This window comes from Exiguobacterium sp. SL-9, from assembly GCF_004336985.1.
Taxonomy (GTDB): domain Bacteria; phylum Bacillota; class Bacilli; order Exiguobacteriales; family Exiguobacteriaceae; genus Exiguobacterium.
Genome location: NZ_SJUO01000001.1, coordinates 82,301 through 108,954, shown reverse-complemented (window position 1 = coordinate 108,954; position 26,654 = coordinate 82,301). Strand labels below are relative to the sequence as shown.

Annotated in this window: 32 protein-coding genes; 22 read left to right on the top strand and 10 right to left on the bottom strand. The window is 49.2% G+C overall.

Annotated features, from left to right (window positions below):
- Positions 1-21 precede the first annotated feature (21 nt).
- The 5 genes from EVJ34_RS00565 (at position 22) to EVJ34_RS00545 (ending at position 4,910) form a co-directional block, all read left to right on the top strand.
- Complete coding sequence (locus EVJ34_RS00565) at positions 22-924, top strand: hypothetical protein (protein ID WP_131484440.1); 903 nt, start codon at positions 22-24, stop codon at positions 922-924.
- 4 nt (positions 925-928) lie between these two features.
- Positions 929-2,119 (top strand): SMI1/KNR4 family protein, encoded by a 1,191-nt coding sequence (locus tag EVJ34_RS00560; protein ID WP_131484439.1) that lies wholly within the window; start codon positions 929-931, stop codon positions 2,117-2,119.
- 36 nt (positions 2,120-2,155) lie between these two features.
- Positions 2,156-2,827, top strand: a complete 672-nt coding sequence (locus tag EVJ34_RS00555; protein WP_161568877.1) for a WGR domain-containing protein — start codon at positions 2,156-2,158, stop codon at positions 2,825-2,827.
- A gap of 74 nt (positions 2,828-2,901) precedes the next feature.
- Positions 2,902-3,411, top strand: coding sequence for a PH domain-containing protein (locus tag EVJ34_RS00550; protein ID WP_131434983.1), 510 nt, complete (start codon positions 2,902-2,904; stop codon positions 3,409-3,411).
- Positions 3,408-4,910, top strand: a complete 1,503-nt coding sequence (locus tag EVJ34_RS00545; RefSeq protein WP_131434985.1) for a PH domain-containing protein — start codon at positions 3,408-3,410, stop codon at positions 4,908-4,910. The genes EVJ34_RS00550 and EVJ34_RS00545 overlap by 4 nt, the downstream gene beginning before the upstream one ends.
- Positions 4,911-5,119: 209 nt before the next feature.
- Here the strand turns inward: EVJ34_RS00545 and EVJ34_RS15940 are convergent, their stop codons facing one another.
- Positions 5,120-5,242, bottom strand: coding sequence for a hypothetical protein (locus tag EVJ34_RS15940; RefSeq protein WP_255417482.1), 123 nt, complete (start codon positions 5,240-5,242; stop codon positions 5,120-5,122).
- A gap of 285 nt (positions 5,243-5,527) precedes the next feature.
- Here EVJ34_RS15940 and EVJ34_RS00540 point away from each other — a divergent pair, with 285 nt between their 5' ends.
- From EVJ34_RS00540 to EVJ34_RS00485, 12 genes are all read left to right on the top strand, one after another.
- Positions 5,528-6,790, top strand: a complete 1,263-nt coding sequence (locus tag EVJ34_RS00540) for an NCS2 family permease (protein ID WP_131434987.1) — start codon at positions 5,528-5,530, stop codon at positions 6,788-6,790.
- 63 nt (positions 6,791-6,853) lie between these two features.
- Complete coding sequence (locus EVJ34_RS00535; protein ID WP_131434989.1) at positions 6,854-7,459, top strand: Imm64 family immunity protein; 606 nt, start codon at positions 6,854-6,856, stop codon at positions 7,457-7,459.
- 28 nt (positions 7,460-7,487) lie between these two features.
- Positions 7,488-7,976, top strand: a complete 489-nt coding sequence (locus EVJ34_RS00530) for a hypothetical protein (RefSeq protein ID WP_131434991.1) — start codon at positions 7,488-7,490, stop codon at positions 7,974-7,976.
- Between the two features lie 109 nt (positions 7,977-8,085).
- Positions 8,086-8,544, top strand: a complete 459-nt coding sequence (locus EVJ34_RS00525; RefSeq protein WP_161568876.1) for a DUF3916 domain-containing protein — start codon at positions 8,086-8,088, stop codon at positions 8,542-8,544.
- Positions 8,545-8,686: 142 nt separating this feature from the next.
- Positions 8,687-9,460 carry a hypothetical protein gene (locus EVJ34_RS00520; protein WP_236634537.1) on the top strand — a complete coding sequence of 258 codons (774 nt, stop codon included), beginning with the start codon at positions 8,687-8,689 and terminating at the stop codon, positions 9,458-9,460.
- Entirely contained in the window at positions 9,457-10,380 is a 924-nt protein-coding gene (locus tag EVJ34_RS00515; RefSeq protein WP_131484437.1) for an AAA family ATPase, read from the top strand. The genes EVJ34_RS00520 and EVJ34_RS00515 overlap by 4 nt, the downstream gene beginning before the upstream one ends.
- 2 nt (positions 10,381-10,382) lie before the next feature.
- On the top strand, positions 10,383-11,453 hold the full coding sequence (locus EVJ34_RS00510; protein WP_236636605.1) for a DUF58 domain-containing protein: 1,071 nt from the start codon (positions 10,383-10,385) through the stop codon (positions 11,451-11,453).
- Between the two features lie 14 nt (positions 11,454-11,467).
- On the top strand, positions 11,468-12,172 hold the full coding sequence (locus tag EVJ34_RS00505; RefSeq protein ID WP_131484436.1) for a hypothetical protein: 705 nt from the start codon (positions 11,468-11,470) through the stop codon (positions 12,170-12,172).
- Complete coding sequence (locus EVJ34_RS00500) at positions 12,169-13,542, top strand: barstar family protein (protein ID WP_201739907.1); 1,374 nt, start codon at positions 12,169-12,171, stop codon at positions 13,540-13,542. The genes EVJ34_RS00505 and EVJ34_RS00500 overlap by 4 nt, the downstream gene beginning before the upstream one ends.
- Positions 13,543-13,783: 241 nt before the next feature.
- Complete coding sequence (locus EVJ34_RS00495; RefSeq protein ID WP_131435003.1) at positions 13,784-14,338, top strand: hypothetical protein; 555 nt, start codon at positions 13,784-13,786, stop codon at positions 14,336-14,338.
- 56 nt (positions 14,339-14,394) lie between these two features.
- Entirely contained in the window at positions 14,395-14,784 is a 390-nt protein-coding gene (locus EVJ34_RS00490; protein WP_131484435.1) for a hypothetical protein, read from the top strand.
- A gap of 46 nt (positions 14,785-14,830) precedes the next feature.
- Positions 14,831-15,385, top strand: a complete 555-nt coding sequence (locus tag EVJ34_RS00485; RefSeq protein WP_131484434.1) for a suppressor of fused domain protein — start codon at positions 14,831-14,833, stop codon at positions 15,383-15,385.
- A 54-nt stretch (positions 15,386-15,439) separates the two neighbouring features.
- On the opposite strand, the gene EVJ34_RS00480 is transcribed toward EVJ34_RS00485, so the two are convergent.
- Entirely contained in the window at positions 15,440-16,150 is a 711-nt protein-coding gene (locus EVJ34_RS00480) for a GntR family transcriptional regulator (RefSeq protein WP_131484433.1), read from the bottom strand.
- Positions 16,151-16,303: 153 nt separating this feature from the next.
- Between EVJ34_RS00480 and bglA the strand changes: the two genes are divergently transcribed.
- Both bglA and EVJ34_RS00470 read left to right on the top strand, forming a co-directional pair.
- Positions 16,304-17,758 carry a 6-phospho-beta-glucosidase BglA gene (gene bglA / locus EVJ34_RS00475; RefSeq protein WP_131484432.1) on the top strand — a complete coding sequence of 485 codons (1,455 nt, stop codon included), beginning with the start codon at positions 16,304-16,306 and terminating at the stop codon, positions 17,756-17,758.
- A gap of 83 nt (positions 17,759-17,841) precedes the next feature.
- On the top strand, positions 17,842-18,603 hold the full coding sequence (locus EVJ34_RS00470; RefSeq protein WP_131484431.1) for a hypothetical protein: 762 nt from the start codon (positions 17,842-17,844) through the stop codon (positions 18,601-18,603).
- Between the two features lie 144 nt (positions 18,604-18,747).
- Here EVJ34_RS00470 and EVJ34_RS00465 read toward each other — a convergent pair whose 3' ends face one another.
- The 3 genes from EVJ34_RS00465 to EVJ34_RS00455 form a co-directional block, all read right to left on the bottom strand.
- Positions 18,748-19,614 (bottom strand): AraC family transcriptional regulator, encoded by an 867-nt coding sequence (locus tag EVJ34_RS00465; protein WP_131484430.1) that lies wholly within the window; start codon positions 19,612-19,614, stop codon positions 18,748-18,750.
- Positions 19,615-19,703: 89 nt separating this feature from the next.
- The gene (locus EVJ34_RS00460) at positions 19,704-19,919 is read right to left on the bottom strand and encodes a hypothetical protein (protein ID WP_114166181.1); all 216 of its coding nucleotides are present in this window, start codon (positions 19,917-19,919) and stop codon (positions 19,704-19,706) included.
- Positions 19,920-19,958: 39 nt separating this feature from the next.
- Positions 19,959-20,312 carry a hypothetical protein gene (locus tag EVJ34_RS00455; protein ID WP_131484429.1) on the bottom strand — a complete coding sequence of 118 codons (354 nt, stop codon included), beginning with the start codon at positions 20,310-20,312 and terminating at the stop codon, positions 19,959-19,961.
- A gap of 112 nt (positions 20,313-20,424) precedes the next feature.
- Here EVJ34_RS00455 and EVJ34_RS00450 point away from each other — a divergent pair, with 112 nt between their 5' ends.
- Complete coding sequence (locus EVJ34_RS00450) at positions 20,425-20,688, top strand: excalibur calcium-binding domain-containing protein (RefSeq protein ID WP_131435021.1); 264 nt, start codon at positions 20,425-20,427, stop codon at positions 20,686-20,688.
- 33 nt (positions 20,689-20,721) lie between these two features.
- Here the strand turns inward: EVJ34_RS00450 and EVJ34_RS00445 are convergent, their stop codons facing one another.
- Positions 20,722-21,261, bottom strand: coding sequence for a hypothetical protein (locus EVJ34_RS00445; protein WP_131484428.1), 540 nt, complete (start codon positions 21,259-21,261; stop codon positions 20,722-20,724).
- Positions 21,258-22,118 (bottom strand): alpha/beta fold hydrolase, encoded by an 861-nt coding sequence (locus tag EVJ34_RS00440; RefSeq protein ID WP_161568875.1) that lies wholly within the window; start codon positions 22,116-22,118, stop codon positions 21,258-21,260. Before EVJ34_RS00440 ends, EVJ34_RS00445 begins: the two co-directional genes overlap by 4 nt.
- A 193-nt stretch (positions 22,119-22,311) precedes the next feature.
- Between EVJ34_RS00440 and EVJ34_RS00435 the strand changes: the two genes are divergently transcribed.
- The gene (locus EVJ34_RS00435) at positions 22,312-23,070 is read left to right on the top strand and encodes a glucose 1-dehydrogenase (protein WP_131484426.1); all 759 of its coding nucleotides are present in this window, start codon (positions 22,312-22,314) and stop codon (positions 23,068-23,070) included.
- 33 nt (positions 23,071-23,103) lie between these two features.
- Here EVJ34_RS00435 and EVJ34_RS00430 read toward each other — a convergent pair whose 3' ends face one another.
- Positions 23,104-23,901: an AraC family transcriptional regulator gene (locus tag EVJ34_RS00430; protein ID WP_131484425.1), complete on the bottom strand. Its 798-nt coding sequence runs from the start codon at positions 23,899-23,901 to the stop codon at positions 23,104-23,106.
- A gap of 140 nt (positions 23,902-24,041) precedes the next feature.
- On the bottom strand, positions 24,042-24,302 hold the full coding sequence (locus tag EVJ34_RS00425; RefSeq protein WP_236634539.1) for a DUF1294 domain-containing protein: 261 nt from the start codon (positions 24,300-24,302) through the stop codon (positions 24,042-24,044).
- 208 nt (positions 24,303-24,510) lie between these two features.
- Between EVJ34_RS00425 and EVJ34_RS00420 the strand changes: the two genes are divergently transcribed.
- Positions 24,511-25,299, top strand: coding sequence for a LysM peptidoglycan-binding and 3D domain-containing protein (locus EVJ34_RS00420; protein ID WP_131435031.1), 789 nt, complete (start codon positions 24,511-24,513; stop codon positions 25,297-25,299).
- Positions 25,300-25,345: 46 nt separating this feature from the next.
- Here EVJ34_RS00420 and EVJ34_RS00415 read toward each other — a convergent pair whose 3' ends face one another.
- On the bottom strand, positions 25,346-26,560 hold the full coding sequence (locus EVJ34_RS00415; RefSeq protein WP_131484424.1) for a cation:proton antiporter: 1,215 nt from the start codon (positions 26,558-26,560) through the stop codon (positions 25,346-25,348).
- Positions 26,561-26,654: the final 94 nt, after the last annotated feature.

Below are 26,654 nucleotides of genomic sequence, written 5' to 3'. Positions count from 1 at the left end.
GAATAAGAGAGGATGTAACGAATGAGCTATCTAGAAGAAATGAGGCATTTAAAAGACTTAGGGACTATGACATTTGATGGGGATTACCTGCTTATGGTTGATGAACAAAGTTCTCTCAATCGAATTTCATTACCAATCGAACGGGGAGGCGAATGGCGCGTACATATCGGATACGCTACCGGTCAAGAAGGGGTGATGGCTTATTGCGAAGATGTAGATTGGGCAGAACTTGAGCATGTCGGAGATTTGGAATGTGAGTCAGTAGTAAATTTGATTGCTGTCGAAGATCCTTCAACACGAGTTCTAAAATCGGACAAAGCATTTGCACTTGAGCTGGATTCTTTTCATCGACCACTTAGTGTATATGTGATCAAACGCCAACAAACAATTGTAGCTTTTTATATCGAAACAGTTGATGAAGGATTGACAGAACTTCCAATCGGTGAATTTTCAACTGATTCATCGAATCTCTGTTTCACTGATCCCGCGAACACTGATGAATCGTTAATCGTTCCAGTCACACCAAATCTGACATGGACTGTAACCGGTTTTCTAGATGAGACAGAGACTCTTGTTCGCGTTGAAGGAAGAGCGCAGACTGATTCTTTATCCGATGTGACTGACTATCAAGAGCTTGGAACTTTTTTAGTTCTCTCAGCATTCATTTGTGTCCTTGATGAACAACAGCTCAACATGACACCCCATCCGATCACTGTAGATTATCCTGGGTCCCCATTTTATCTTTCCTTGATGAGTCTGATGGGGGAAAACCAGGAAGCGGCATGGAATCAAGGAGTCATCTTTTTAACAGAGGGTGGAAATAAGGAATATTCAGTCCGCGGTAGCTTTCAGGAAAATCGATTAGTCACTTTCTCAATCGACTTGTTTGAAGATGATTCTATAGACTTGGGCATCAAGGAGTAAATCGATGAGACACATAAAACTTACATTTTACTTTCAACATGATGTAACATCGATTGATTACGCTCGACGGCTTCTTGAATTGTTGAAGCGACACCGTGTGACCATCGAGTCGATTGGTTATGATTTAAAATCGATTTCGCGATACGATGGGAGGCGATTCGAACGGAGTTGGACAGACGGAATCGAAGGGAAGCATTCTTTCTTCGCAAAGCTTGAAAGTCAACCGAGTTACGTGACTGCCTTTAATTTAACCGGACTAGAAACAGGTGACATCGGTTTTGGGTTGGTGTTATCGAAGTCCTATTTCGATAAACATAAAACCGATTGGGAAAAGCTGTTTCATGCAGTATGTGAGACGTTAAGACCAACTTACGCGACAATCGGTAAAGACGTTGTGGAACGATCCGTCTATGCGTATACACCAAATCGTTCAACAATCCATGAAATTGAATGGCTCAACTACTGCAGCGACGACTTCTTAAAGGAAGTGGAACGTTCTCGATTAGATTCTTATTCGTGGCATGCCGTATTTCCGTCTGCATATGGCACGTTTTATCAATTGACCGAAAGGCTTCATGATCGACAACTATTCGATGAATCCGAGACAGCACGTTCTCATATCGGGACGCGACTGATGAGGCAAAGAAAGGAAGCACAAGGTCCGTTTACGTTGATTGCGCACTTACATGCCAACTTTAAGACCGATTACAAGATACTCAACAATGGAGCACACGTATTTGGGTACTTAGGGGAAACAGACACATGGCGTATATCGATTGCACCGCCTCGTGATGAACGTGTGCTTCGTCTCTGGGAGAGTCATCATCGAGATCTCCCTAAAACCTACAAACGATTGTTGAGACAGTTTGATGGGGTTAGCCTCTATTGTCAACTCAACCTATACGGCGTATCAGACATCGAATATAAAGGTATATCGATTGAAGAACAAGTGAATACACCGCTCGATTTATCCTCACATTACGATACGTTACGAGCAGACTATTTCGTTATCGGACAATCCCTCATGGAAGGAGAACTATATGCCATGACATATGACGGGGACGAGACCGTCTATGTATTTGATGGGGAGACGTATATCGAAAAATCGCAAATCGCAAATATCGAGGTGCTCATCAAACAAGCGCTAGCCGTCGTGGAAGCAGAGCATCGCCATGGAACCCTACACTTCACTTGAGCCGACGGACTATATTTAGACATAAGGGGAAATCGTGTGAATACATCACTGCAACACACCACAAAATTTTGGAACATCCGTGTTGGCACAGACGAGTTCGTCGTCCAGTACGGAAAGCTCGGTACGGTCGGTAAAGTCCAACTAAAGTCTTTTAATACGGCCGAAGAGTGTAAGAAAGAAGCCGACAAACTCGTCCGTCAAAAACTGAAGAAAGGGTACGTGGAGGTCGATTACGACTGGGACAACCATCTTTATTTCGACGACCCGGAAATCGGTCCCGACCAACTCACCGCACACCCACGGTTCAATGCTCATTTTCAGGAGGACTTCTACTTGGATTGCACGGATGAGTTCAGTCCGTTCGGCAGTGATGAAGGCGCCGACGTGCTCGTGATGTTCGAGGACGCAATCCGAAAAGAACGGGACATCGATTTCCTCGTCGGTGCGTACGACATCGTTTCGGGCTGGATGGAGCGGGATGTATCGAGCTCTGACGACTGGGCGACATATGAATACGGATTCGACTGTGACGTCGTCGTCATGTCGAGTGCGTTCGCATCGATTAAACTGACCGGTCATCTAGACGCTGCGCTACAGGAGGAAGGAGTTGCCGCACTCGACCGACTTATCCAGCAAGTCGAACCAGAAGACAGACCGCGGTTTAAATTGATGAGCGTGCAGTTGAACAGTTTCCCGACCTCAATTTGAAACTTTTTTAGGGAGTGCGCCGTATACTAGAGGTAGAACGGACATATGCTCCGAATCGTTAGGGGGAAACACCAATGTCAGACATAGAAACAACACCGACATCATTCAGCGGCACATTGCCAATCGAGGCCCGTACCGTCTTCCGACTGTCGAGCGCCATCTTTTATCTGATCGGGCTCGTCATCACAGGGGGCCTCGTCGCTGCCTCGCTTTATTTTGACTGGCCGACGTGGCTGCAATATACGATGTACGCCTTACTCGCTATCGACCTCATCTATAGTGTGATCGATATCGTCGTCTTCCAAAAGTGGAAGCAAGAGCGGTTCACGTATGACGTGAAACCACTTGAGATTCGCCTGCATCACGGCATCATCACGACGCACGACGTCTTGATCCCAATGACAAAAGTACAATACGTCCACGCCCAGCAAGGCCCGTTGCTACGGAAATACGGCTTGCAGACGATCACGATCGGGACGGCCGCAGGCTCACATGATATCTATGCGATCGAGGAATCGTTCGCGAAGACGCTTCGGGAACAGATTGCCGTCTATGCCCGCATCGAAGAGGAGGATGTCGTATGACAGAAGCCGCTCTCACGTGGCATCGACTGCCGAGTCGCGTCTTGCTGTTGCGTGTCTTAGAGGTCATCAAGTCGTTTATCATCCCACTCGTACTGCTGTTTGTGATCAATAACGACTGGAGCTCAACATTCGGCATCATCTTACGGGTCGGGATTTTGTTGTTCCTCTTGCTCGATATCCTGCAGAAGTTCTTCGGTTGGCTCAACTTCCGGTATGCGCTTGACGAGAAGACGGTATATGTCATCGACGGCAACTGGATCAAGAAAGAGAAGTCGTTGCCGCTGTATAAGATTCAGAGCGTCCACTCGAACAGCCCGTTTTTGTACCGGCTGCTCGGGGTCGTTGAATTGACGTTCGATACGAACGCGAACAGCGACGACGCCTCGTTCAAATTAGCCGGTGTCTTCCCGAATGAGGCGAAGCGGCTCGAGGACATCCTTGACCAGGTCCGTCATCGGAAGGCCGAGACCGATGTACCGGTAGAAGGGGAGACGGACGCGACCGAAACACCGGTGGCGATTGCAAAGCCAGCGAGCCGTTTGTTGTACGCCCTCTCGACCCGCGAAATCATCATCGCCTCGTTGACGTCACTGTCGGTGTTCGCCATCTTCCCGGTCGCCTCAACGATCGTCTCGTCCATCGATGATTTCATCAATCTCGACGGGACGTTCGATACAATCGGGGATTGGGTGATTCACGCGTCCATCATCGCAATCGGCCTGCTCGTCTTGTCGGTCCTAATATTGTCGGTCGTCATCGGCATGGTCATCAACTTCTTGAAGTACGGGAACTTCCGGCTCGAACGACGAGGTGACCGCATCCGGGTCGAGAAAGGACTACTCAACCGTTCCGCCAAAGAGATTCCGTACGAGAAGATTCAAGCGATCCGAATCAAGGAGACGTTCATCCGGCGTTGGTTCAACATCGTCGGCGTCGAACTCGTCGCGGCTGGAACGATGGATGAGCTGAAAGATGAATCGTCGACGATTCTCCCATTCGTGAAACGGGAGCGGGCGATGAACGTGTTGAACGAACACTTCGATCAGTTCGTCTGGTCTGATACGCTGCATCGTTTGCCGAAACGTTCCCTCTGGGTCAAACTGTTGCGCATCAGCTGGTTCGGACTCATCGTCTCGGGTGTCGTGCTGTATTTCTTCCGCGATTACGCCTGGTGGCTCGTCCTGTTGTGGGCCATCATCGTCGGCGGCCGCCTGTTGAGCTATATGACGACACGCTACGCCCGGAACGGTCACTTCGTCGAGTTACGGACCGGCGCCTTCAACGTCCACTCATTTTTGACGGATAAGCCCCGGATCGAACAAATCCAAGTGACACAGACGCCGCTTCAACGCCGTTTCAATGTATGTAACGTTCTGTTCTCGACGCGTGGTGTCTTATCGAATGAAATGATCGAGGACATCCCAAAACAAGAGGCGGACGCCATGCTGAACTGGTTCTCCCGCTATACAGTAGAGGAAGATATGAAAACACCGGGCTAAAATCGCCCGGTGTTTGTTCGTCACGTCAACTTCATCGTTTTCGTGTTTCTGTTACTGAAAAATGGGAACAAGTATGGTATGATGCAAGTAGAAAGAGACCGGTGCTGGACACACCGGCCTCTGGCGTACAGGTTACCACTTTAAGAGTGGCCCAGCCGCCACAATGGTTAGTGAATCAGAAAGTGACCCATCTCATTGCGCCGAGGGGGTCATTTTTTTGTGCGTTCAGACGTTGCACGATCGGATGTTTGGTGTAACACCAAGTGAACGATAATCGGAGCGAGGATCGGGACGATGACATAATCGCCGACCCAGGTCCATAGTTGTTCCATCCGCACCACCGCCTTCCTCCATTGTGGACTTGGCGGCTGACCCCACTATTGCTGCGTTAACCTGCCTCTTCATTATAGCAGATTCCCTTCAAAAAAGATGCTAAAAACAGGAACGTTTGTTCTTATTTTATAAAATGAACCTTTAGATGGAGTCGTCTTGGCAGTAGGTCTAAAGATGGAATTGAACGACAATAATGTTGCATGTCAGAAGTCAGACAGGATATAATCAATCTCGTGTGTATAACCACATGGGTGGGTGAGGGTGCCAATAAAGGATTGATTCCTATGGCAAAACAAACAGAATGGAAAACAGAAACATACGGGGGCGTGCTGAACTTTCTGGCGACAGCATACATCCCGGCCGTTCACGCGGCAATCTTGACACAAGCCGGACTCCCGTTCGAGGGAGCGCTCGTCGGAGCGATTTTGACAAGCATCATCGGAACGTTCATCGCAGGGCTGTTCAACTTGCCGCTGCTCCTATTACCAGGGATGGGCATCAACGCGCTCTTTACGTACACGCTCGTCCTGCAGATGGGGCTGAGCTGGCAAGGCGCGCTCGCCGTCTCGTTCGTCTCGGGGGCGCTCGTCGTCCTGTTGACGGTGACGAAAGTGGCGAGGAAACTCGCGAACGCGTTCCCGCCGATTATTCATGACGGTTTGACGGTCGGACTCGGCCTATTCCTCATCTTGATCGGACTCGAGGCGGCGGGGATCGTCTCGGGCGGTGGTGGGGCGTTGCTTCATATCGGAGATCTCGGGGAGCGGCCGGTACAGGTCGCGTTCCTGACGCTATTCGTCGCCATCCTTCTCTTTTTGAAGATGGGACCGAGCAGTTTTCTATGGACGATCGCGTTCGGGGTCGGCTTGAGCGCCGTCATGGGCACGCTCGACTGGACCGGTGAGTTCGCGCTTATGCCGTTCTTTGAGTCGTTCGGTACGGTATTCGGCAACGTCTCGTTCGCCGAGTCGGCGTCACCGATCTTCCTTGTCGCTGTCGGCGTATTGACGCTCGTCTTGCTGATCGAGAACATCAGCCTGATTCAGAATCAGACGCGTGCCATCGGCAAGGATGCGGATGCTCCGAAAGGGCTCGTCGCCCAAGGGTTATCGACGATGGCCGGTGCCATGTTCGGTTCGAGCCCGACCGTCTCGACGGTCGAGGTCGCGGCCGGCATCTCGGTCGGCGCTCGGGGCGGCATCGCCTCGTTCGTGACGTCAGGGCTGTACGTCGTCTCGCTCTTGTTGTTGCCGCTGTTCGCGATCATTCCGGTGACGGCGATTGCGCCGGTGTTGATCATCATCGGCATGATGATGTTCCAGAACGTGAAGCATCTCCCGCTCGACAATTGGGAGCATGCCTTCCCGGCGATTCTCGTCATCATCATGATTCCGTTCACGTATTCCATCGTCGATGGCATCGGGCTCGGCTTCATCGCCTACACGATGATCGTCTTGTTCAAGAAGGGCTATCGGTCGCTCAGTCCGGTCGTCGGTGTCTTGACCGTATTGTTCTTGGTTTTCTTCTCTTTACCAGTCTGGTTGTAAGATAGGGCGGTACCGTGTAAACGGTGCCGCTTTTTTGTATGATGAAACAAAGGGGGAGGTTCTATGGGGAAATCAGGAGGATTCGTTTCAATCGGAATCGCGTTCACAACAGGGAGTGGCCTGCTTCGCAACCTTCAAGTCGTTTGTGAAGCGTTAATGCGAGATGGTGGGAAGATAGATCGCATCACCTATAGCAAAGACGAAGATGGAACGGAGTGGGTGACGATTGAACCGAAGGGATCAGACCTCGACTTGTCTCAAATTCAGTATTACGGTTCCATTACCCTATCGACTGCCCGTTTCGGTCGACGTGACCAAATTGTGACCGTTTCATTGAAAACTGAAGTCGATTTTGAAGGGCTTCTCATTGATTTGGACTGGGAGGACTTGTTCGTGGACACGAATGAGACGGAATCGATTGTCAGAGCCACAGACAGTGTGGAACGACTGCTTATAGACGTATACCGTAGCACATCCTTCGCCTATGCGGTGGCGGGCCACGAGATTGAGCTGGACTGGGCACCTGAGACGCTTCTTCAAGACCGTAAAGTCATCGAAAGTCTTTCCCTCTCTGTCATACCCGTTAAGGACGGTCTCAAAGTGGTTCACGGGTCAATCGCACTTGATGGGATGACGCCACAAGATGATAAAAGCTCAAACCGGCGTTAGCTGAATGGTTGTTAGAAAGGGGCATGTTATGAATACAATCATCGATCGATTTACTTCAATTCAACAGGTCATTGATTCTCTCGGCACACAGGTGACCAAGTACAATTGGATGCTGACAGACGTGGACGGAAATATACCAGATCGCCATCTGCATTATTTTGATGATGTACGCGAGTTTGAAGAGGGATGGGTTTACTGGATTAAAGGAGAGCAACTGATTCAATTCGTTCACATGCCTGATGTCTATTTCATCTGGGGCGTATTTTCAGGATTTGACTCTAAGCAGTACATAACTTTTGAACAATTGGACGTCTACCCGTTCGCAGATGGAAATGCAGAACTGTGGATTGAATCACCACACATCCAACACCGAGCTGCGGTTTGTGAATTAATCTTGTGGGATTCCAGTCATGTCTTATTGTTAAGCAAAAATAGTGAATTAACTGAGCAGTTTCGTAAGGCTCATCCTGACTGGAGAAGTTTAGAAGAATATAACCGAACGAATGAACTATATTAATCTATAAAGCATTGCATCGGCATGGTATAATTTCCTTAATTTAGGAATGAAAAATTAAATTTACAGTTAATGAGGATGAACCATGAATCGAGAGAGGAAAATACGCGGCATGCGTCGGAAATTAAGAAAAATGGTCGAGCACGTCGAGGAAACGACGTCCACGTTTCCGACAACGTTCATCAATGGGTACTGGAACAGCAAAATCCCGATTGGGCAGCCCATCCTGTTCTCCAAACGGTTCAAGATGCGTGGAAAACGTCTTGTTGTAGACACATTGCTAGATGGAGCAATCCGTTTAAAACGTCTTCGACCTAACGAGGTTTATCGAATCGTCGTATTATTGGACGTCCCTTCACTCTGGGCGTCTGAGATCATCGTTTTCGAGACGGACGAAGCTTATCGAGATTTTCTCCTGAATCCGAATTGGACCCTTGGATCGATGGAGTTCAAGGAACACGAAATCTTATTGCGACAATTACCCGATGACATGGAACTGAAGAAGTACATGTCTTCGATGTGTGACGAGGATGGTCAGTTTGAAAGTGAGATTTGGCTTCTATATGTCTAGTGGTCATTTCACAACTAAAGAATACTGAAGATTGCGACATCTTTCTTTTGAAAGCACAATCGAATTTGTCATTCACTTTAATTCGAAAGGAGCCGTTGGAAGGTATGAAATCCAATCTACATATATCTGTACGGATCATTACATGAAAAAGGCCAAAGCTATTTTTCTATCCGTCTCCTTGCTTTCCTTACTGGTTGTCGCACTCATTTCATTCTCAGGTCAACTCGCTTATACCTACTTCAAAGAGTTGGACATCTCAGGGAGCCCCATCACGAGTTGGGTCACGGACTGTCATGACAAGCGAAAGTTGTTTGGGATCATTGAGGTCGTCGATACGGATTTTTGGTGTGGAGATGGTAGTGACGTAGATTCCGGGCCCGGTATTTCTGAAGCAGGGGCGATTGTTGGACCTTCAGATGATGAAGGCGGCACACCAAGGGAAGATGAGAATGACTCGTCTCCGTCATACGGCAAACCATCTACAAGTGAATCTGATCGCCTTTCCCTATTACCTTACATCTTCAGCGCAATCCTTCTCTTGATTGGCTTATGGATGTGGCATAGACGCCGCTTTAACAAGAAAGTGAGGGAATCCATTTCGACAGACGAGAGGGTTGATGCAACGAAAGAGACAGACGAAATGTCCGAAGAGGTAAAACGCCCCGTCCATCCGCTGCCGGATTCCCCGTTACGGCAACATTTGATTCAATTCGAACAAGCATTGCCGCCACAAAAGCGTCGGCGGACGTTCGAGACGTTATCCGCCTGGGCGAGCCGCATTCAACTCGATGCCTCGCTTCGGAGCTATTTAGAGACCCGTTATGACAAAGTCGAGATCACGCCACAACGTGAAGAAGCGTTCAAACAACAGCTCGACGCCTACTTACTTCGCCTAGAAAAGGAGCCACTCTCATGACCATCAAACGCGTATTGGAACAACTGGACCAGATCTATCTCGGAAAGCCTGAAATCACGCGCCTCTGCTGTACGGCACTCCTCGCCAATGGTCACATCTTATTAGAGGACGTTCCTGGGACCGGAAAGACGCTTCTTGCGAAAAGTATCGCCAAAAGTTTCGAGGCCGACTTCACACGAATTCAGTTCACGGCCGACCTTCTGCCGACCGACATCATCGGTACAGACTTCTTCAACGTGCAGACCCAGACGTTCGAGAACAAGACCGGACCGATCTTCACGAATATCTTGCTGATTGATGAGGTCAACCGGGCCGTCCCCCGGACGCAATCCGCTTTGCTCGAGGCGATGGAGGAGCGGCAAGTCTCAATCGGCGGTGTCACATATAAATTGCCTGAACCTTTCTTTGTCATCGCGACACAAAACCCAATCGAGTCAGCAGGAACGTTCGCGTTACCAGACGCGCAGCTCGATCGCTTCTTGATGGCGCTCCAAGTCGGCTATCCAGAGGCTTCAGAAGAGCGGAATTTGATTCTCCAAACGATTTCCAAGACACGACATGCCGTGCACGCTCTCATGTCGAACGAGTCGTTCTCAGCGGCCCAAGCAGAAGTCGAGGATGTCCGAGTCCATGAAGATGTCGTCACGTATCTGCTTGCACTCGTTCAAGAGACGAGGAACCATCCGCTCGTCGAGGTCGGGGCGAGTCCACGGGCGACGCTCGCGCTTGTCAAAGCATCTCAAGCGTACGCCTATATCCAGGAACGACAATTCGTGACCCCGGAAGATGTTCAGGCCGTCGCGCCGCAAGTATTGTCACATCGATTGACGTTGACGCTCGAAGGGGACGTGAAGTCGACGAAACGGAATGTGCTAGAAGATATACTTGAACGAGTCGACGTGCCTGTCGAGAAGGTATGACCATGAACCGCTGCGAACTGAGCACGCCAACGTGGTTGGAAGAAAAGCTATGGCCTGCGTACACCGGTCTGATGATCTTCACGATATGGTTCCCATATATCTGGCCAGTTGCCTACGTCTGCGGAATCATCCTCGGGCTGATGCTGGCTCGGAAATGGTTGACGAATACAATTTCTACTTCCATAGGTGTGTCGTTCCATCAAAAAGAACAATTGCTGTTCATCGATGATGCCGCCACGTTACGAATGACTGTCCACGACTTAAATCAAATGACAACGCTCGGAATCCCACTTTCTGTCCGAGTTACGCTCGGACGAGGCATCACCTTTGAAAATGGCTCGAGTACGACGACACTCGACATCGAGCCAGACGAAGCGGATGTTCCGTTGACGATTCAGGCTGAGAAACGAGGACCGGTCAAAATGAACGAATGCATCGTCAGCGCGAGACTGCCATTCTTTCTTGGTACGGTACTGCTCGTCGACGCGGTCGAGTCACTTCCCGAGTGGACGGTACTCCCGTCGATCAAGAAGATGAACGTGTCCGACTCGAAGCATTATCGCGTGGGAGATCGGCTCGTCAAACATTCCCCACTCAAAGACCAGTTGATGATTCTGAGCTCGAAATCGTATGAAGCCGAACCGGCGAAACAAATTGATTGGTATGCGTCGGCCAAGACAGGACGTTTACAAGCGAAAGTATTTCAACGACAAAACTTGGATACGTTCACGTTAATGCTCGACTTGAGTGGTCCGCTCGGAAACGGCCTCCACGCTCGTTACGAAGAGTTGATTCAACAGGCAGCTTATCTGGTATCCTATTTGGTGAAGGAAGATTGTAAAGTCGAGCTGTTCATCAATCGGCTCGATGCTGATAATCATATCGACCACCTGCGAATGAGTGACGGTCGCAAGCAATTGCGCCTCGCCCTCGTATGTCTGGCGGGCGTCCATGAATCCGATCGATTCGTCGCTTCGAAACGGTTCAATCAGATCATCGAGCGACAGAAGCATCCTCATGCGGAAGTGATTCGGATTGATACGTCACTGCTCAAGCAGATGTTTATCAGTTGAAAGGAGGCAACATGTTGCGCCACCTCACAACATTCGCCTTAGCCGGGTCCTTCACACTCGTTGCTACGTCTGCAATTGCCGCGCCGACAGAACGGTCCGCTGAACGTTTCGCTAAAACCCATTTTGAGTCAATCGTCCTTGATTATATTGAAGGGGGAGACGACCCGAGCGGCTATCACTTGACGGAAAGTCACTCCATCTCGTTCGGTTCGCTTCATAAAGTGATGATGGCCGCACAATCCTGTTACTCGTCAGATGAGCTATGTACGTTCGTCCCGAGCGATGAGCACGTGTCGGCCGTCTTACAGGACGGAGAACCAAGAAACGTCATCGGCACGTATGAGCAGGAACCGGGTGTCTTCGCCTTCTCAACGCTCGGGTACGGCCAGGAGTTGTCAACTGCTCTAGGCGACGTATCCGGCTCACTCGTCCATTCGGCGCCAGAGAATGCCTGGTTTGACTATGAAGAGAAGACGTTGACCGCCTTGACGACCGATGCAAAACGCTTCATCGGCGGAGATACGATCACGCTCGTATCCTATCAGGCACTCTTAGTCGAGACACATGCAAATATCGAAGGTTCGTTGGAAGATGGCCTCACTGGTAGTTCAGGTAATGTTCAGACGACAGAGCCGAAATCATATCGGATGCTTGGCCTAGCGTTGCTGACAGGCCTTCCGCTCGGTTATTTCTTTTATCGGAGGCGATGGAAAAGATGAATTTGAAACGTCCGTGGTTACGTGAAGTTGACGCGACCACGGCTTTATTTGTGCGTCAACACGCAGTGCATTCGGATCAATTTGAACAAAAGACGGACAGCTTACCCTATTCTAGCGAGCGGACGTTATGGCAAGTGGACCGTAATGAATTCGACCGTGTCTATGATCAAGAGCTTGATGACGTCTATCGCTCGATCCGTCGACAAGCTGCTGACATCTTCTCGTTTCATCCGGATGATGTGCAGATTGGTGAGGGTTTTACGGATGTAGTGGTATTGCGTTACCTCGCCATGCATCCGTTCACGCGAGACGTCTATATAGATGTCTCGCCATATGAAGTTGTCGAGACGGTGTATGTCTGGATGCATCCGATTGAGGTGTGTAAACAGAGAGACCAAACCACTCGTGTGACGCTAGACGTCTCCAACATCGCGACGGAAACCGAGTTACATGAACTGTTAAAAGAACAGTTACAATTTCCTTCGCACTATGGCATGAACTGGGACGCGTTTTGGGATGTCATCACCGATGAGAACGGATTGCCGGACATCGTGGAGCTATACGGTTGGACGGAGTTTGAGCAGCGATTGCCTGAAACGGCAAACATGCTCGCGACCTATTTTAAGGATTACGACAACGAGCCGGACTTGAAACCGTGTCGAATCATCTATCATGGAACAGAGATCATTATTTTACCGCAGTATGCGCTGAAGGAAGGGGAGGAAAATCGTCTGATCTATCGACATTTGGCCAGCGCGAAGTTCCCGTTACGCGTGGAACGGAAGACTTCGGTACGGCTACCGAAACGACATCGTTTCTCGTTTGAACGCTTAGAAGAGGAGTCTGTCACATTCGGCATCGTTCGCAAACTTGAGGAGATCGCCCCATGGCTGACGCTTTCCCGTGACAAAGAGCGCCAAGACGTCGTCACGTTCTCAAATGAAACGGATTGGCTCGTGAGTTCTTACCGTGAGGGACTGACACTCCAAGGGATGACAATTGAATCTGTTGAGTCGATTAGCACAGCGGATTACGAGACGTTCTTTCACCACGTGATACGAGGATCGTTTCCAATTGAATTGACGTTTTGTCTCGGAGGAACGTTTGGTCCAAGAGAGAAGGTCTATCGATTGACGCTATATGACGCAGCATGGGAAAAGTTAATTGAAGACAAACTTCTGCCTCAACTAAAGATTCCAAGAGCAAAAGGGTTGTGGCAGCCTTTCTCTTCACCCACGTCTGTACAAACACTTGAGACGTTCCTAGGAGAATTTCATCCTCACATCTTCGGAAACTTCGTACTAGCGCATGATACACGCGACGTATATCACTTTTTCGATCATGTAAACGGTTCAATCAAGCGGTTTTAACTTCGTGAGTGGAGCTTGTGCATAGCGCGTCACAAATTATTTTGACGAATTGGAGCTGTAAAAAAGAATAAGCCTATTGATATCAATCGGTTCAATGAGCAATTTGAAAAAATGTTGCAACAAAATGGATGGACGTTTGGCGGAGATTTTATTCAATCTGAAGAATAGGAGACTCTTTTGAAGACTACACAACGCATCATGTCATAAGATTATCCTTGCATGGTATTTAGAGCAAAATCACATGCAGAAATCAGGTGGAGCGATGTATCGATATAGATTAAGCAAATACAATCCAGAATACAGAGATGAGTTCGGTGGCTACGAAAATAACGAGTGGACATCAATATCCGATGTTGGAAAGTCGTTTGATGGCGTTATACTTAATTTCGAGGAATACATGAGAAGTGAAGATGCATATGTGAAGTCGGTGAACATAATTATGGATTATTGCAAGGTGACCGCCCTCAAGGTTACATATATTGAGAAGAGAGGAGCTCTCTCAGCTCACGAATATCATCTACCTACTTTTCCAAAGAACCTATATGATTTAAAAACGACAGCTTTGTACAAAGGTGTGAAAAAAGGAACGGTTTTGACGGGGTGGAGAGTCGATCGTGTGATTCGGTTATTGTTGAGAGAAGAGCTTTATTTACACTTAGAATCGTATCCACCAAACAAGAAAGAACAATCGCTCAAAGTTTTTGTTGGGTTTGATTATCTGATGGGGATTCATACAAATATAAATCTCAGACATTTAGAAGAGAAGCTTTTAGACATTGGCATGTATCTAGAATAAAACAAAAGTCGTTATTGTTAATTCTCTCAAAAACAATCCATACAAGGGGGTGAACCTTGAATACATTTAGAGAATTCAAATCGCTCGATAGTGAGGTTTGGCGAATACGACTTGACGAGAGTGACGCATTCCTCATGATTAAAAATGAGAAAAGACGAAGCGAGCTCACCGACTATCCATGGTTTTCTGAACATGAAGCTTCTCTTTTTGAGTCGAAAGAAAACGTGATTCAGGTCAGTTACCTTGTCACCCCGGACGTTCGATTGAGTCCAGAGCACTTGGCAGAGGTGTTTGAAGTCGTCGAACAGCTACTGCATCACGTCGCCCAGGCCTCGTGTGACATCATACTCACGCCTCACACTTTTCCTAGCGAATCTGATCGTTTAGACTATATTCGGAAAATGTGCGCGGGCGATGCTGATGCGTATAACGATTTGACTCAATAAAGTCGCATGCGCATCACTACCATTTAAAAGAAAGTAGGAGTAACCATTGGATTATTTAGAGCATCTAGAAGCCCATTGCGGGGAATTTGTCGGTGGATACGATTTTCCCGATTTACTGGAGGAACATGTCCAAATACTCAAATTGGAGGAGCCAAAACCTTCTGGGATCGTGAGCATTGGAACACTAGGATTACATCTACACTCGTTTCAATTCGAGGATGGCTCCGATGCCCATCAAGAGGTGCTGTTTCGCTTCAAACAAAAGCGCGCTGAGCAAGACATCGTCCAGTTAGTGTGGCACTTAGCTACCCATGCGCTTGAGACACATCAAGCGTTTGATTTAGGTGAATATTTCAGCTTGCCGAAAGGTGTGCTCAAACGTAGTAAATTCTCATCCATTTATGTGACCGCACCATTCTATTCGGATGAATCGTTCTTGGTGTATGAAGGCGATACGCAGAACGTGCTCGTCGTCTGGTTCGTTCCGATTTTCCCTTCAGAAGAACATTTTATCGAGGAGCACGGTGCCGAAGCATTCGATGAGTTGCTTTTTGAAACAGATGATGAGCTACTCGATTTGAAGCGCAAGCCACTCGTTTAAGTTCGATACGTGTTAGCCGACACCCCCCCCACGCACACGCATGGGGGTTTGTTTTTACATATACGGTCCGTTCGCCTGAACGACGAACTGTGAGTACTCGTAATGATAGGTGATGCGTGAGTAGTCAAACGGTTTCCCGTTCGAAAGATGGAAGATCGTCTCGATGCGGAGCGTCGGGTCATCCTGTTGTAACCCCAGATAACCTGCTTCCGACGCACTTAATCGTCCGACCTGCATGTACATGTCCGAAAAGCCGATGGTGACGCCGAGTGCGCCTTGGACGTAATCGAAGATCGAGTCAGCCACGATCTCTCGGTTCAAATACGGGACAATCGCCTTCACAAAATACGACTCCTCATGACAGAACACCTCGCCGTCGACGAAGCGGACCCGTTCGACGCGATAGACATCGTCCGTCACGTCAATACCAAGGTTCTGTGCGACCGTCGCATCCGGTTTCGTGACCGAGACATCGAGCACATCCGACGTCAACATCCGGTCACCGAGATTGCTCTTGAACCCTTGCGTCGAGAACAGGCTCATGTAGCCCGGGCGGTTGTGACGCCGGACGAAGATGCCGCTCCCACGCAGTTGAAAGATGATGCCCTTGCGCTCTAACAATTCGAGCGCCTTCGTGACGGTGCTCTTACTGACGCCGTATTGGCTCATCAATTGCTCGAGGACGGGCAGTTTATCTCCTTGCTTCAAATCGTGTTGATTGATGTACTGCTCAATTTCGGCTGCAATCTGTTGATATTTTAGCATGTGGCATCCTCACCTCGTATGATCTGCTTCGATTGTACCACGTCACCATTTCGTCGAGAATAAAAAATGTATCGCACTTGTTTAATTGTACCGGTACAATTATAATTGACGTGTATGATTCATTATTGGTATCTCGAAGAAGGAGGAACACATATGAAAACATTACCAAAAGATTTTCTATGGGGCGGCGCTCTCGCCGCCCACCAATTTGAAGGCGGCTGGGACGCCGACGGTAAAGGACCGAGCGTCGTCGACGTGTTGACGGCCGGCGCTCACGGCGTCGCGCGTCGGATCACGGACAAGGTCGAGCCGGACGAGTTTTATCCGAACCATGAAGCCATCGACTTCTATCACCGCTATAAAGAGGACGTCGCGCTCTTCGCCGAGATGGGCTTGAAATGTCTCCGCACGTCAATCGGCTGGAGCCGAATTTTCCCGAACGGGGACGATGCAGAGCCGAACGAGGCCGGACTCCAATTTTATGACGACTTGTTCGACGAGTTGTTGAAGCACGGCATCGAACCGATCATCACATTGTCCCACTTCGAGATGCCGCTCCACCTCGCACGTGAGTACGGCGGGTTCCGCAACCGTGCCGTCGTCGACCATTTCGTCCGTTTCGCCGAGGTGTGTTTCGACCGCTACAAAGACAAGGTCAAATATTGGATGACGTTCAACGAGATCAACAACAAAATGGACGTCAACAACCCGCTCTTCTTATGGACGAACTCTGGCGTCATCGTCGAAGATGGGGAGAACGCCCGTGAAGTGATGTATCAGACGGGGCACCATGAGTTGATTGCGAGCGCCCTCGCCGTCGCGAAAGGGAAAGCCATCAACCCGGACTTCGAGATCGGGGCGATGGTATCACACGTGCCGATCTATCCGTTCTCGTCGAACCCGGACGACGTCATGCTCGCCGAAGAGATGATGCGCCAACGTTACTTCTTCCCGGACGTGCAAGTGCGCGGGTTCTATCCGAACTACGCCTTGAACGAGTTCGAGCGTGAAGGCTATTCAATCCCGTTCCTCGAGGGGGACAAAGAAATTTTGGAAAATGGGACCGTCGATTACCTCGGTTTCAGCTACTATATGTCGACGACCGTGAAGAGTGACGTCGTCGCCGACAACAGCGGTGATATCGTCAACGGTGGTCTGCCGAACGGTGTCGAGAACCCGTACATCAAGTCGAGTGACTGGGGCTGGTCGATTGACCCGGTCGGTCTCCGTTATGTGCTCAACCGGTTGTATGACCGCTATCAAATCCCACTCTTCATCGTCGAGAACGGATTTGGTGCTGTCGATGAAATCGTCGACGGGAAAATCCATGACGCGGCCCGCATCGACTACTTGAAAGCGCATATCGAGCAGCTGAAACAAGCGGTCGTCTATGACGGCGTCGACTTGATCGGCTACACGCCGTGGGGCATCATCGACATCGTCTCGTTCACGACGGGCGAGATGAAGAAGCGGTACGGTATGATTTACGTCGACCGTGACAATGAAGGGAACGGCTCGATGGAGCGGATGAAGAAAGATTCGTTCGAATGGTACAAACACGTCATCGAGACGAATGGGGAAGCGTTGGAGTACAACGTAACCAAATAAAAATGACTCCCTTTGGCTATCTTGATGATGGTTAAAGGGATTTTTTCTGTATGATACTATTAGAAGAATATGGATGTGTATAGATGAGCAGTTTCTCAATCCGTTTAGGTACAACTCGCAATCAGCAGCGTGATCGGGACTGGAATAAAAAACACATCACTGAGATCCACTCGTCATTTGTCTTTGAGGAATTGCTCTCGAGTCATGTATCGAGACAGATCGAACGTGGGGCACTCCAATTCAATTCCCATGCCGTTGTTGGAATCGAGCTTTTAGAGGCTAGTGAGACAAAGACATACACGCAGCACACGTTTGACGATACTCATCACCAAGTGTTGATTCATGAGTTCATGAGTGAGACGTTCGACTATGATTCGTACATGATGACTCTCGACGAGCAAGAGAAGTTTCGTCATTTCGCTACCGTCGTTCGCGACGTGCTCGTACCACTATTAGAAGTACATACGTTCAGTGAGAAAGAAGCGATTTCTGAGATCATCGAACAAGGTTTGAGGCAAATTGAAATGAATGACTACAAGTTGGTCATCTTGCTAAATAAAACTCCAAAATCAAATAAAAAGCGTAATCGGATAGCAGTTTTCAAATTGATTGTTTCTGTGACAGGTACCACGTTTTGGATAGAAGTTTATGAAAAGGGCATGAGATTATTCCAAGCGAAAGTAATTGAAGAAATCGCCAGCCCCTATGCGTTCTCATTATATTTCGGGACGATTCGTTGGGAGTCCGATGAAGTGTTCACGATCCATTCCAAAGTTCGAAATTGGAATGCAAGAGTCAATGTCCTGAATGGAACGATTGACGTCTATAAACAAATAAGGGACTGAAGAAAGGAAAGGGGTATGAAGAAAATTGAATCTAAGTTCAATAGAAATTAACGATTAGGTTTAAAAACGGGAATTTAAAATTAACGAAACCCCTTATTATAGAGTATGTTCTCTATTAAGGGATTTTCAGTATAGCAATCAAATTTATGACGTTCTTTCTTTCACCGCCACCCACACTTCGCTATAGACGTTGTCCGATGAGCCATCATGCTTCGTGAACGAGATGCTCGGTAAGTCGGCCAGTTCGTAGCCCGACGTCGGCAACCATTCGGCATAGGTCTTCGCCATCGTCTCCTGCAGCGTCTCCGGGAACGGACCGGTGTTCGGGAAGACGGCCCACAGGTTCGACTCGATTGTAATCTGTTCAAGATCCTCGTACGGATTATCTTGCGTCGTCGCGAAGCCGATCATGTGCGTGAGTGAACCCGTTTCGTCCAAATAGCCTTCATCGAAGTCGTACGACACGTTGAGCACTTGGTGCGGATAGAGGTCCGCCAATTGATGCATCTCGCTTCGCTGTTGCTCCGTGATTGACTGTGCCAACTCGACGATTGCATGGTTCACCCCTTCAAACTGAATCGGGACGCGTTTGGACACGCCGACGACGTTGAATGAAGGTTTGTGTTCTAATTTGAATTCCATTGAAATTCCTCCTTTGATGTCGATGAAGAAAGTGAATTTCGGGAATGACTTTTGAATCTTGTTCTTGATCACTTCAGACGGTAAAAAGCCACACCAGTCTCGAAACGCTCGCGAGAACCCATCGACGGATTGATAGCCATACGTATACGCCACGTCCGTGACTGATTTCCCATGAATCAAGTCCTTGTTCGCTTCTGACAGCCTACGATTTCGAATGTATTCATTGAGCGTCATCCCGGCCATGTAAGAAAACATGCGTCGAAAATGATAGTCGGAGACCCCGACGATGCGTGTGATATCCTCACTCGTGATGTCTTCTGTTAGATGTTGATCGATGTGGTCCATCAATCGGTTCAGTGATTCAAGCATCAGCATTCCCTCCTTTCTGCATTCATCATACTTCGAACATCGTAGGGGCACTCGATGATTTCGATACGGATATCATCGGATAGAAGACGTCACTGGTTGTAGCCGATGAACATCGTGAACATGATGAGGATGACCGATGATGTCATAAGTAAGAACGTAAGCGAGCTCGCGAACACGAGAAATCCTTTGGAGAAGTGACGTCGTCGCTTCCAAATCCCGATGACGAACACCACGTTCAGAATGAGAAATAATGCGAGCAGCAGTAACGGGAGGGCCCGGTCCTGCATCAATATAAGTAAGTCCATGAAAGATTACCTTCCTTTGCTGGTTTGTTAACGACTAAATCAGTGATGCTCGGTGAAGACAAGGTACCAACAATCATGTCCTTCCCAGACGCGTGTCGTCCAACAATATCCGTTCGGAAAATCGTCAAGTGAGAAAGCGACCTCAAACGTGAGATGATGTTTGAATGTCTTCTCCCACATTGTCTGTAGTTGGTCGAGTGGCTGTTCTTCTAATTGGATTCGTCGCGAAGAATGGTGTCGCGTGATCAAACACTTGATGGCCTCAGGACCAAACAACATCCGTTCGATGAACTCCAGATTATGCGGTTCGGGCATCTCGTGTACGGATACGAGTAAATTTCCTTGATAGAGCTGTTCATCAGTATTGTCGATATAAAAAGGTGATGAGGTCAATGTGCTCGTCCTTCCATTTGAAGATTTTATAAACTAGGTTAGTTATCCTAATCTCTCCTATAATAGATGAGAATGGTAACGCATATCGCTTGTGACTAAGGAGGAAACAACTATGAAGAAGCTACTTCGTGCGACCATCGCCGGCATCGCGTTGTTCACGCTCAGCGTCGCGCCGTCAGAAACCGTGGACGCCGCACCGAAAAAATTCAAAAACTGTACCGAGCTAAATAAGACGTACAAGGGCGGTGTCGCCAAAACGAAGACGACGAAAAACAAAGGCGGGAAGACGAAGTACAAGCCTTACGCCAACAGTTCGCTTTACAAAGCGAATGAATCAAAAGACCGTGATAAGGACGGCATCGCCTGTGAACGCTAAGAGATGAGAGGACAGCCGTCCTCCGTCTCTTTTTTAGTTGTTGAAGCGGTAGGATACTTCCCCTTCAGAATCGTAGCCAGTGATGGACTCAATCGACTCGATTTGGTCGACGAGGACAAACCAGACGTCATTCCCGGCCTTTGTCTTCAACAGTTCCGGTTCGAACCGCTCCCCGTTCAACTCGACAACGACTAGGGTCGTCATACCGTGGTTCATCCCGTAAAGGATGTCGTATGGGGAACATTCTGACCGATCCCCGCACGTGCGGCTATCGATTGACCACGTGAGCTCTTCTTCTGACAGCGAACGCGATGTAATCGACTCGACGCGATCGTCAATGGTAATTTCAAGGCCCATACCTTGCATAGATATGTCTTCGCTCCATTCGTCGACAGCAAAACTGTTCATGAAAAAGCGAAGACTCATGTCACGGTCATCGAGAGTGTAAGTGAGAATTGGATCCGCTCCCTCGGGCAACTGTGGCTGCTTCGTCGACTCGACTCCCCAGGCAACTCCGGCTGATAACAACAATAAGCACACAAGAATGAGGACAATCTTTTGCTGATGGTTCATGACAGACCGCTCGCTTTCTCAGGTTGTAAAAACTGTCGCACTTGTTCAATCGGAAACGCTGGGTTCCAATGGACGAAATGGCCGCCTGTCATTTGTATGTAGGTGATTGGCAACTCATGCCGTTGCAGATTCGATATGGCTGCCCCCGTCAATCGGGCTTCTTTGTCGTCCAGTCCGACGAAATCACCGTAAAAAAGTAACGTCGGGACTTGGAGTGTCCGCATGAGCTGTGGCACGTCAAGATGGTAGAAGCCGAACAACAGATTCAATCCACCTCGTCCTAGCTTAGCCGGGGCGTCCAGTACACGTCGAATCTCATCTCGTTCCGAAAGACCAGTCTTCGCACAGAAAGTTTGGAACCGTTCGTCTGAGATAGACTGGGTCGGCTCGTCTGAAACAATCTTTCTTTCCATCCGCTCTATAATCCGTGGTCCCATCAAACGATAAAGTCCGCTCAGGAGCGGGACGGTAAGGCCGAACACCCCATACTCTTTTAACGGAACGCGCGGGAACGCCTTATGTCCTTGGTCGAGCAAGACGAGCCGCTCCACTTGCTCGGGATAATGGGTGGCGAAAGCGAGACCGACCGCACCACCGAGCGAATGTGCGATTACGTGAACAGGTCCGAGTCGATGTGTGACGACGTAGCCGTAGATCCAATCCGCCAATTGTTCGGACGACACAATCTGCTCGATTCCTTCACTTCGCCCGAACCCTGGCAAATCTAACAAATGAACTTCGAAGTCGTTGCGCAACGACTCGGCGAGCGAACGGCCTTCTTCTCCGGTGAATCCTCCAGCCGGTAAAAATAGAACGGGTGACCCGCTCCCGATCACTTCTGCATAATACCTACCCAATCGAATCCCACCTTCCAACTCCCAATATCTGTATCTTTCATTGTACGTGACCATTGACGTGAACAAAAGCAGATTCTTCCAAACAAAGATACGTTTTTCTCCAAATCCGGGTATAGACTAATGACACGTGAGCAGGTGGCACATGTCGTTTTCTCTGTCGCTCTTGAGTTTTCTCAACAAGGAGGAATGCGGTGTGAAATTATCGGGTAAAACGGCGCTCGTCACCGGGGCCGGGTCAGGGATGGGGCGGGCCATCGCAAAACTATTTGCCGAAGAAGGGGCACGCGTTGTTGCTGTCGACATGAACGGGGACTCGGTCGAGGCGGTCGCCTCAGACATTAAAGCGAGCGGCGGGGAAGCCATCGGCGTCGCCGGGAACGTGACGAAACAAGAAGACATCGACAACATGGTCGAGACGGCAACGAACACGTTCGGTTCGCTCGACATCTTGGTCAACAATGCGGGCATCATGGACAACTTTTTGACCGTCGGTGAAGTAACCGACGAGGTGTGGGACCGGGTCATCGCCGTCAACTTGACCGGACCGATGAAACTGGCACGGGCCGCGATCAACGTCATGGACAAGCAAGAAACGGGCGGTGTCATCATCAATAACGCCTCGGTCGGTGGTCTGTTCGGGACACGGGGCGGTGCCTCATACGTCGCCTCGAAGCACGCACTCATCGGCCTGACGAAAAACATCGCTGCCACGTACGGCACGTTCAACAAGATTCGGGCCAACGCCATCGCGCCGGGCGGGGTCAATACGAATATTGGCGCCACCATCACCGCGCCGAGCGAGCTCGGGATGCGTGCCATCCAAGGGGCAGGGGAGGCCCCGATCGGTGAACCGGAGCAGATCGCCAAGGTCGCGTTGTTCCTCGCCTCCGATGATTCGAGTTTCGTCAATGGCGACGTATTGAAAGCGGACGGCGGGTGGACCGCCCGTTGACGAAAAAAGCCGACACACGCATGTCGGCTTTTGTTATGTCTTCTGCTTGCGAAACGCGAGCGGTGTTTGATGATGCACTTTCTTAAACGTCTGGACGAAATGGCTCACGCTCGTAAAGCCAAACCGGTTTGCCACTTCAGCGACCGGACTGTCCGTCTCACACAACAGACGGGCGGCCCGTTGCATCCGGACGTCTTGGACATAGGCGAGCGGCGATGTGTCTCCCCATTTTGAAAAGTAACGGCAACATTCCGCCCGGCTCAGTCCACCGGCAGCGGCGATGTCTTCAAGCGACAGTTTCATCGTGTCGTGGTCGTGTATGTAAGTGATCATGCGTTGCATGCGTTCCTGCCCATGTCGTCTCGTCACGGGTTGCCGTTGAATCCAATAGCGCCAGACGACGGCAAGCTGCAAGGTCGCATCGAACAATGCGAAAACGGAGTCTTTCTTTAAACTTCTGATTACTTTATGAAGCGTCTCGAGGATGGCCTTGTCACCCGGTTCAGCCGGATGCAGCACGTGATGGCCAATCGTCTCGATGAACGGAGTGACATAGCGCTCCGTGAGCGGCGGTGCCACCAAGTCGAACGGGTCGACATGAAGCATCGTCATTTGAAACGCGTCATCGTTCCGCTCGACTTTTGTGATTTGTCCGCGGTCGAGTAAAAGTGCCATCCCGGTACGAAGCCTTGAACGGGTACCGTTAATTCGAACCTCGACTTCTCCTTGCGTCACCAGCCAAATTTGAAACTGTACAGTCATCGCGAACCCGATCTCCATCGTTCGTCCGGTCCACGACTGGACATCAATCACATTTTCTTCGACATTCATCCAAACACCTCAACAATCGAACATTTATTTCGGTTTTGCACCGGCTGAAGACTTTATTTTCTCGCCATCAAGCGTCAATCCAGACATTTTGAATTCATCTCCGCTGGACGGTCTGAACGAGTTTCTTCTATATAATGGCGTCAGAAAATGAACCAGCCCGTGATCCCGGCATGCACCAAGATGGCAATCGGGACCCCGATTCGAAACATCGGCTTCAATGTCTTATGACGGAAGAGGCGCATCGCAACATAGGCGCCGAATGCTCCACCGATCCAGACGAGAATGAGGAGCGTTCGTTCTGAAATACGCCATTCCCCTGATTTGGCACGACGTTTATCGAGGAAAAATGACATAAACGCTAGTAAATTAGTCACAATGTAATATAGCAGTAATAGTTCCAAAGACTAAAACCTCCTTTCTCTTCTCTTTAGTATAGTCGAAAACGGCTCAACAAAGCCATTTGTATCTAGATTGTAAAAATTCAGATTCCTCTCATCTCCTTGAAAGCTTCTGTAACTGAACTGATATGACTCTCATATCCTCCTGTAACGGCAGTGAAATATACAGGTGTTACAGTAAGGGAGCGTTAGAAAAGGGAGGAATATTCTTATGAAAAAACCACTATTGACACTAACGGCACTCGCTGGCCTTAGTTTAGGAGTCGCTGCTCCAGCTTCGGCAGCATCAACACACACAGTTCAGTCTGGAGATACACTTTACCGTATCGCCGTGAACAACGGTGTATCAGTTAATGACATTAAACAAGCGAACGGCTTAAATTCTAATATGATTTACCCGAATCAAGTATTGAAGCTCGCAAAGTCTGAAGCAAAAGCAAGCTCTTCTTCTTCAGCAAGCACGTATACAGTTAAAGCAGGCGACACGTTGTATCGCATCGCGACAAACAACGGCGTATCTGTCAACCAATTGATGACATGGAACGGTCTTAAATCAGATCTCATTTTCCCTGGTCAACAATTCTCTGTAAAAGGTGCCAAAGCAGCATCGGTTGCGAACAGCGCACCAGCCGCTAAACCAAAAGCATCAACATCTGCACCAGTGACGAAACAGTCTACGTCGACAACGCAAACCCAAGCTCCGGCTTCAGGTAAGACGATGACTGTGGAAGCAACGGCTTACACGCCATATTGTGCAGGATGCTCAGGAATCACGGCAACAGGAATCGACGTCCGCTCGAACCCGAACCAAAAAGTCATCGCGGTTGACCCTTCAGTCATCCCACTCGGCTCTAAAGTATGGGTTGAAGGGTACGGCGAAGCAATCGCTGGAGACACTGGTGGCGCCATCAAAGGGAACAAAATTGACCTCTTGATGCCGACACAAGAGCAAGCGCTCAACTTCGGTCGTAAATCAATCACAATCAAAGTCTTAAACTAATCGATTTACCCCAAAAACACCGCAGGCGCGGTGTTTTTTTGTGTATTCAGCTCCAAGGATTCTTGACTTTGTTCAGTCCGAGACGTTTTGCGAACGGTTTGATGGTCAACCCATGGATTGTCACGGATAAAAAAACGAGACCGAGTGTCATCGGCAACATTTTCTCAGCATCTGTCACACCGAGCTCTGTGATTTCAGCCGCAAAGAAGCCGGTCACCGTCATCGCCACGATACCGCGAGGAGCGATCCAACCGATGAACAATCGCTCGTTCCTCACTAATGGCGTCCCAATCGTCGCCGAAAGAATCGAGAGTGGCCGGACGAGGAACAAGATGCCGGCAATCGAGAGCAAAATCGGGACGTGCAAGACAGCAAGTAAATCGGTCCGGCTCAAACTGGCCGTTAAAATGATAAATACCGACGAAATCAAAAGGATGGACACGTTCTCTTTGAATTCACGGAGATGTGTGAGAATCTCTGGACGTGCGAATTTCGAATTTGCCATCGTCAGCCCCATTGCCGTCACGGCGAGCAGACCGACCTCATGCATGACCCATTCGCTCATCGAGAAGACGAGCAACACGCCACTCAATGTCAGTGTCGTTTGCAAATACTCAGGGACTCTTCCTTTCGCGAAAGAACGCATCAAGACAACGCCGAACACAATCCCCAATAAAATCCCGACCAAGCATGAGCCGAGAAAAGGAAGATGGGTCGTCAAGCTGTCATTTTGATAGAACGCGAACCCGAATTGGACGACGAACAGGCCAAGGAGCGCCCCGATCGGATCGACAATGATGCCTTCCCATTTCAATACGTTCGCCACATGCGGCACCAAATTGGCTTGTCGCAAGAGTGGGATGACGACCGTCGGCCCAGTCACGACGAATAAAGCGCCAAGTGTCATGGCCGGGAGCCAATGGATGTCCCCGACGGTGATCAGCAAAACCGAGGTGGCGATAAACGAGAGCAGGACACCGACCGTCACGAGCCGGGCAATCACTTTTCGATATTCGCGAATTTCACGGAATTCCAGACCGAGACTTCCTTCAAACAAAATAAGGGCGACAGCAAATGAAATCAACGGACTATACAAGTCACCAAGCATCGTCACCGGGTCAATCCATCCGAAGATTGGTCCGACGAGCACTCCGGCCACGGTCATGATAATGATAGCGGGCAGGTCGAACCGCCAAGCGAATAGTTGCGCCAAGGCACCGATTGCTACAATCAAGCTAAAGCCGATCATCATCGTCTCCATCGTCTTGTCCTCATTTCTGATTGTGATTTAACGACATGTCTGTTGTTTTTTACCCGGAAACGGAAATATTTAAAATTTGACACATATCTCACCA

Bases quoted from the DNA above. Each gene is read 5' to 3' on its own strand.
- EVJ34_RS00565 (WP_131484440.1), top strand. From the start codon at position 22: ATGAGCTATCTAGAAGAAATGAGGCATTTAAAAGACTTAGGGACTATG.
- EVJ34_RS00560 (WP_131484439.1), top strand. From the start codon at position 929: ATGAGACACATAAAACTTACATTTTACTTTCAACATGATGTAACATCG.
- EVJ34_RS00550 (WP_131434983.1), top strand. From the start codon at position 2,902: ATGTCAGACATAGAAACAACACCGACATCATTCAGCGGCACATTGCCA.
- EVJ34_RS00545 (WP_131434985.1), top strand. From the start codon at position 3,408: ATGACAGAAGCCGCTCTCACGTGGCATCGACTGCCGAGTCGCGTCTTG.
- EVJ34_RS15940 (WP_255417482.1), bottom strand. From the start codon at position 5,242: ATGGAACAACTATGGACCTGGGTCGGCGATTATGTCATCGTCCCGATC.
- EVJ34_RS00540 (WP_131434987.1), top strand. From the start codon at position 5,528: ATGGCAAAACAAACAGAATGGAAAACAGAAACATACGGGGGCGTGCTG.
- EVJ34_RS00535 (WP_131434989.1), top strand. From the start codon at position 6,854: ATGGGGAAATCAGGAGGATTCGTTTCAATCGGAATCGCGTTCACAACA.
- EVJ34_RS00530 (WP_131434991.1), top strand. From the start codon at position 7,488: ATGAATACAATCATCGATCGATTTACTTCAATTCAACAGGTCATTGAT.
- EVJ34_RS00525 (WP_161568876.1), top strand. From the start codon at position 8,086: ATGCGTCGGAAATTAAGAAAAATGGTCGAGCACGTCGAGGAAACGACG.
- EVJ34_RS00520 (WP_236634537.1), top strand. From the start codon at position 8,687: ATGAAAAAGGCCAAAGCTATTTTTCTATCCGTCTCCTTGCTTTCCTTA.
- EVJ34_RS00515 (WP_131484437.1), top strand. From the start codon at position 9,457: ATGACCATCAAACGCGTATTGGAACAACTGGACCAGATCTATCTCGGA.
- EVJ34_RS00510 (WP_236636605.1), top strand. From the start codon at position 10,383: ATGAACCGCTGCGAACTGAGCACGCCAACGTGGTTGGAAGAAAAGCTA.
- EVJ34_RS00500 (WP_201739907.1), top strand. From the start codon at position 12,169: ATGAATTTGAAACGTCCGTGGTTACGTGAAGTTGACGCGACCACGGCT.
- EVJ34_RS00495 (WP_131435003.1), top strand. From the start codon at position 13,784: ATGCAGAAATCAGGTGGAGCGATGTATCGATATAGATTAAGCAAATAC.
- EVJ34_RS00480 (WP_131484433.1), bottom strand. From the start codon at position 16,150: ATGCTAAAATATCAACAGATTGCAGCCGAAATTGAGCAGTACATCAAT.
- bglA (WP_131484432.1), top strand. From the start codon at position 16,304: ATGAAAACATTACCAAAAGATTTTCTATGGGGCGGCGCTCTCGCCGCC.
- EVJ34_RS00470 (WP_131484431.1), top strand. From the start codon at position 17,842: ATGAGCAGTTTCTCAATCCGTTTAGGTACAACTCGCAATCAGCAGCGT.
- EVJ34_RS00465 (WP_131484430.1), bottom strand. From the start codon at position 19,614: ATGCTTGAATCACTGAACCGATTGATGGACCACATCGATCAACATCTA.
- EVJ34_RS00460 (WP_114166181.1), bottom strand. From the start codon at position 19,919: ATGGACTTACTTATATTGATGCAGGACCGGGCCCTCCCGTTACTGCTG.
- EVJ34_RS00450 (WP_131435021.1), top strand. From the start codon at position 20,425: ATGAAGAAGCTACTTCGTGCGACCATCGCCGGCATCGCGTTGTTCACG.
- EVJ34_RS00445 (WP_131484428.1), bottom strand. From the start codon at position 21,261: ATGAACCATCAGCAAAAGATTGTCCTCATTCTTGTGTGCTTATTGTTG.
- EVJ34_RS00430 (WP_131484425.1), bottom strand. From the start codon at position 23,901: ATGAATGTCGAAGAAAATGTGATTGATGTCCAGTCGTGGACCGGACGA.
- EVJ34_RS00420 (WP_131435031.1), top strand. From the start codon at position 24,511: ATGAAAAAACCACTATTGACACTAACGGCACTCGCTGGCCTTAGTTTA.
- EVJ34_RS00415 (WP_131484424.1), bottom strand. From the start codon at position 26,560: ATGGAGACGATGATGATCGGCTTTAGCTTGATTGTAGCAATCGGTGCC.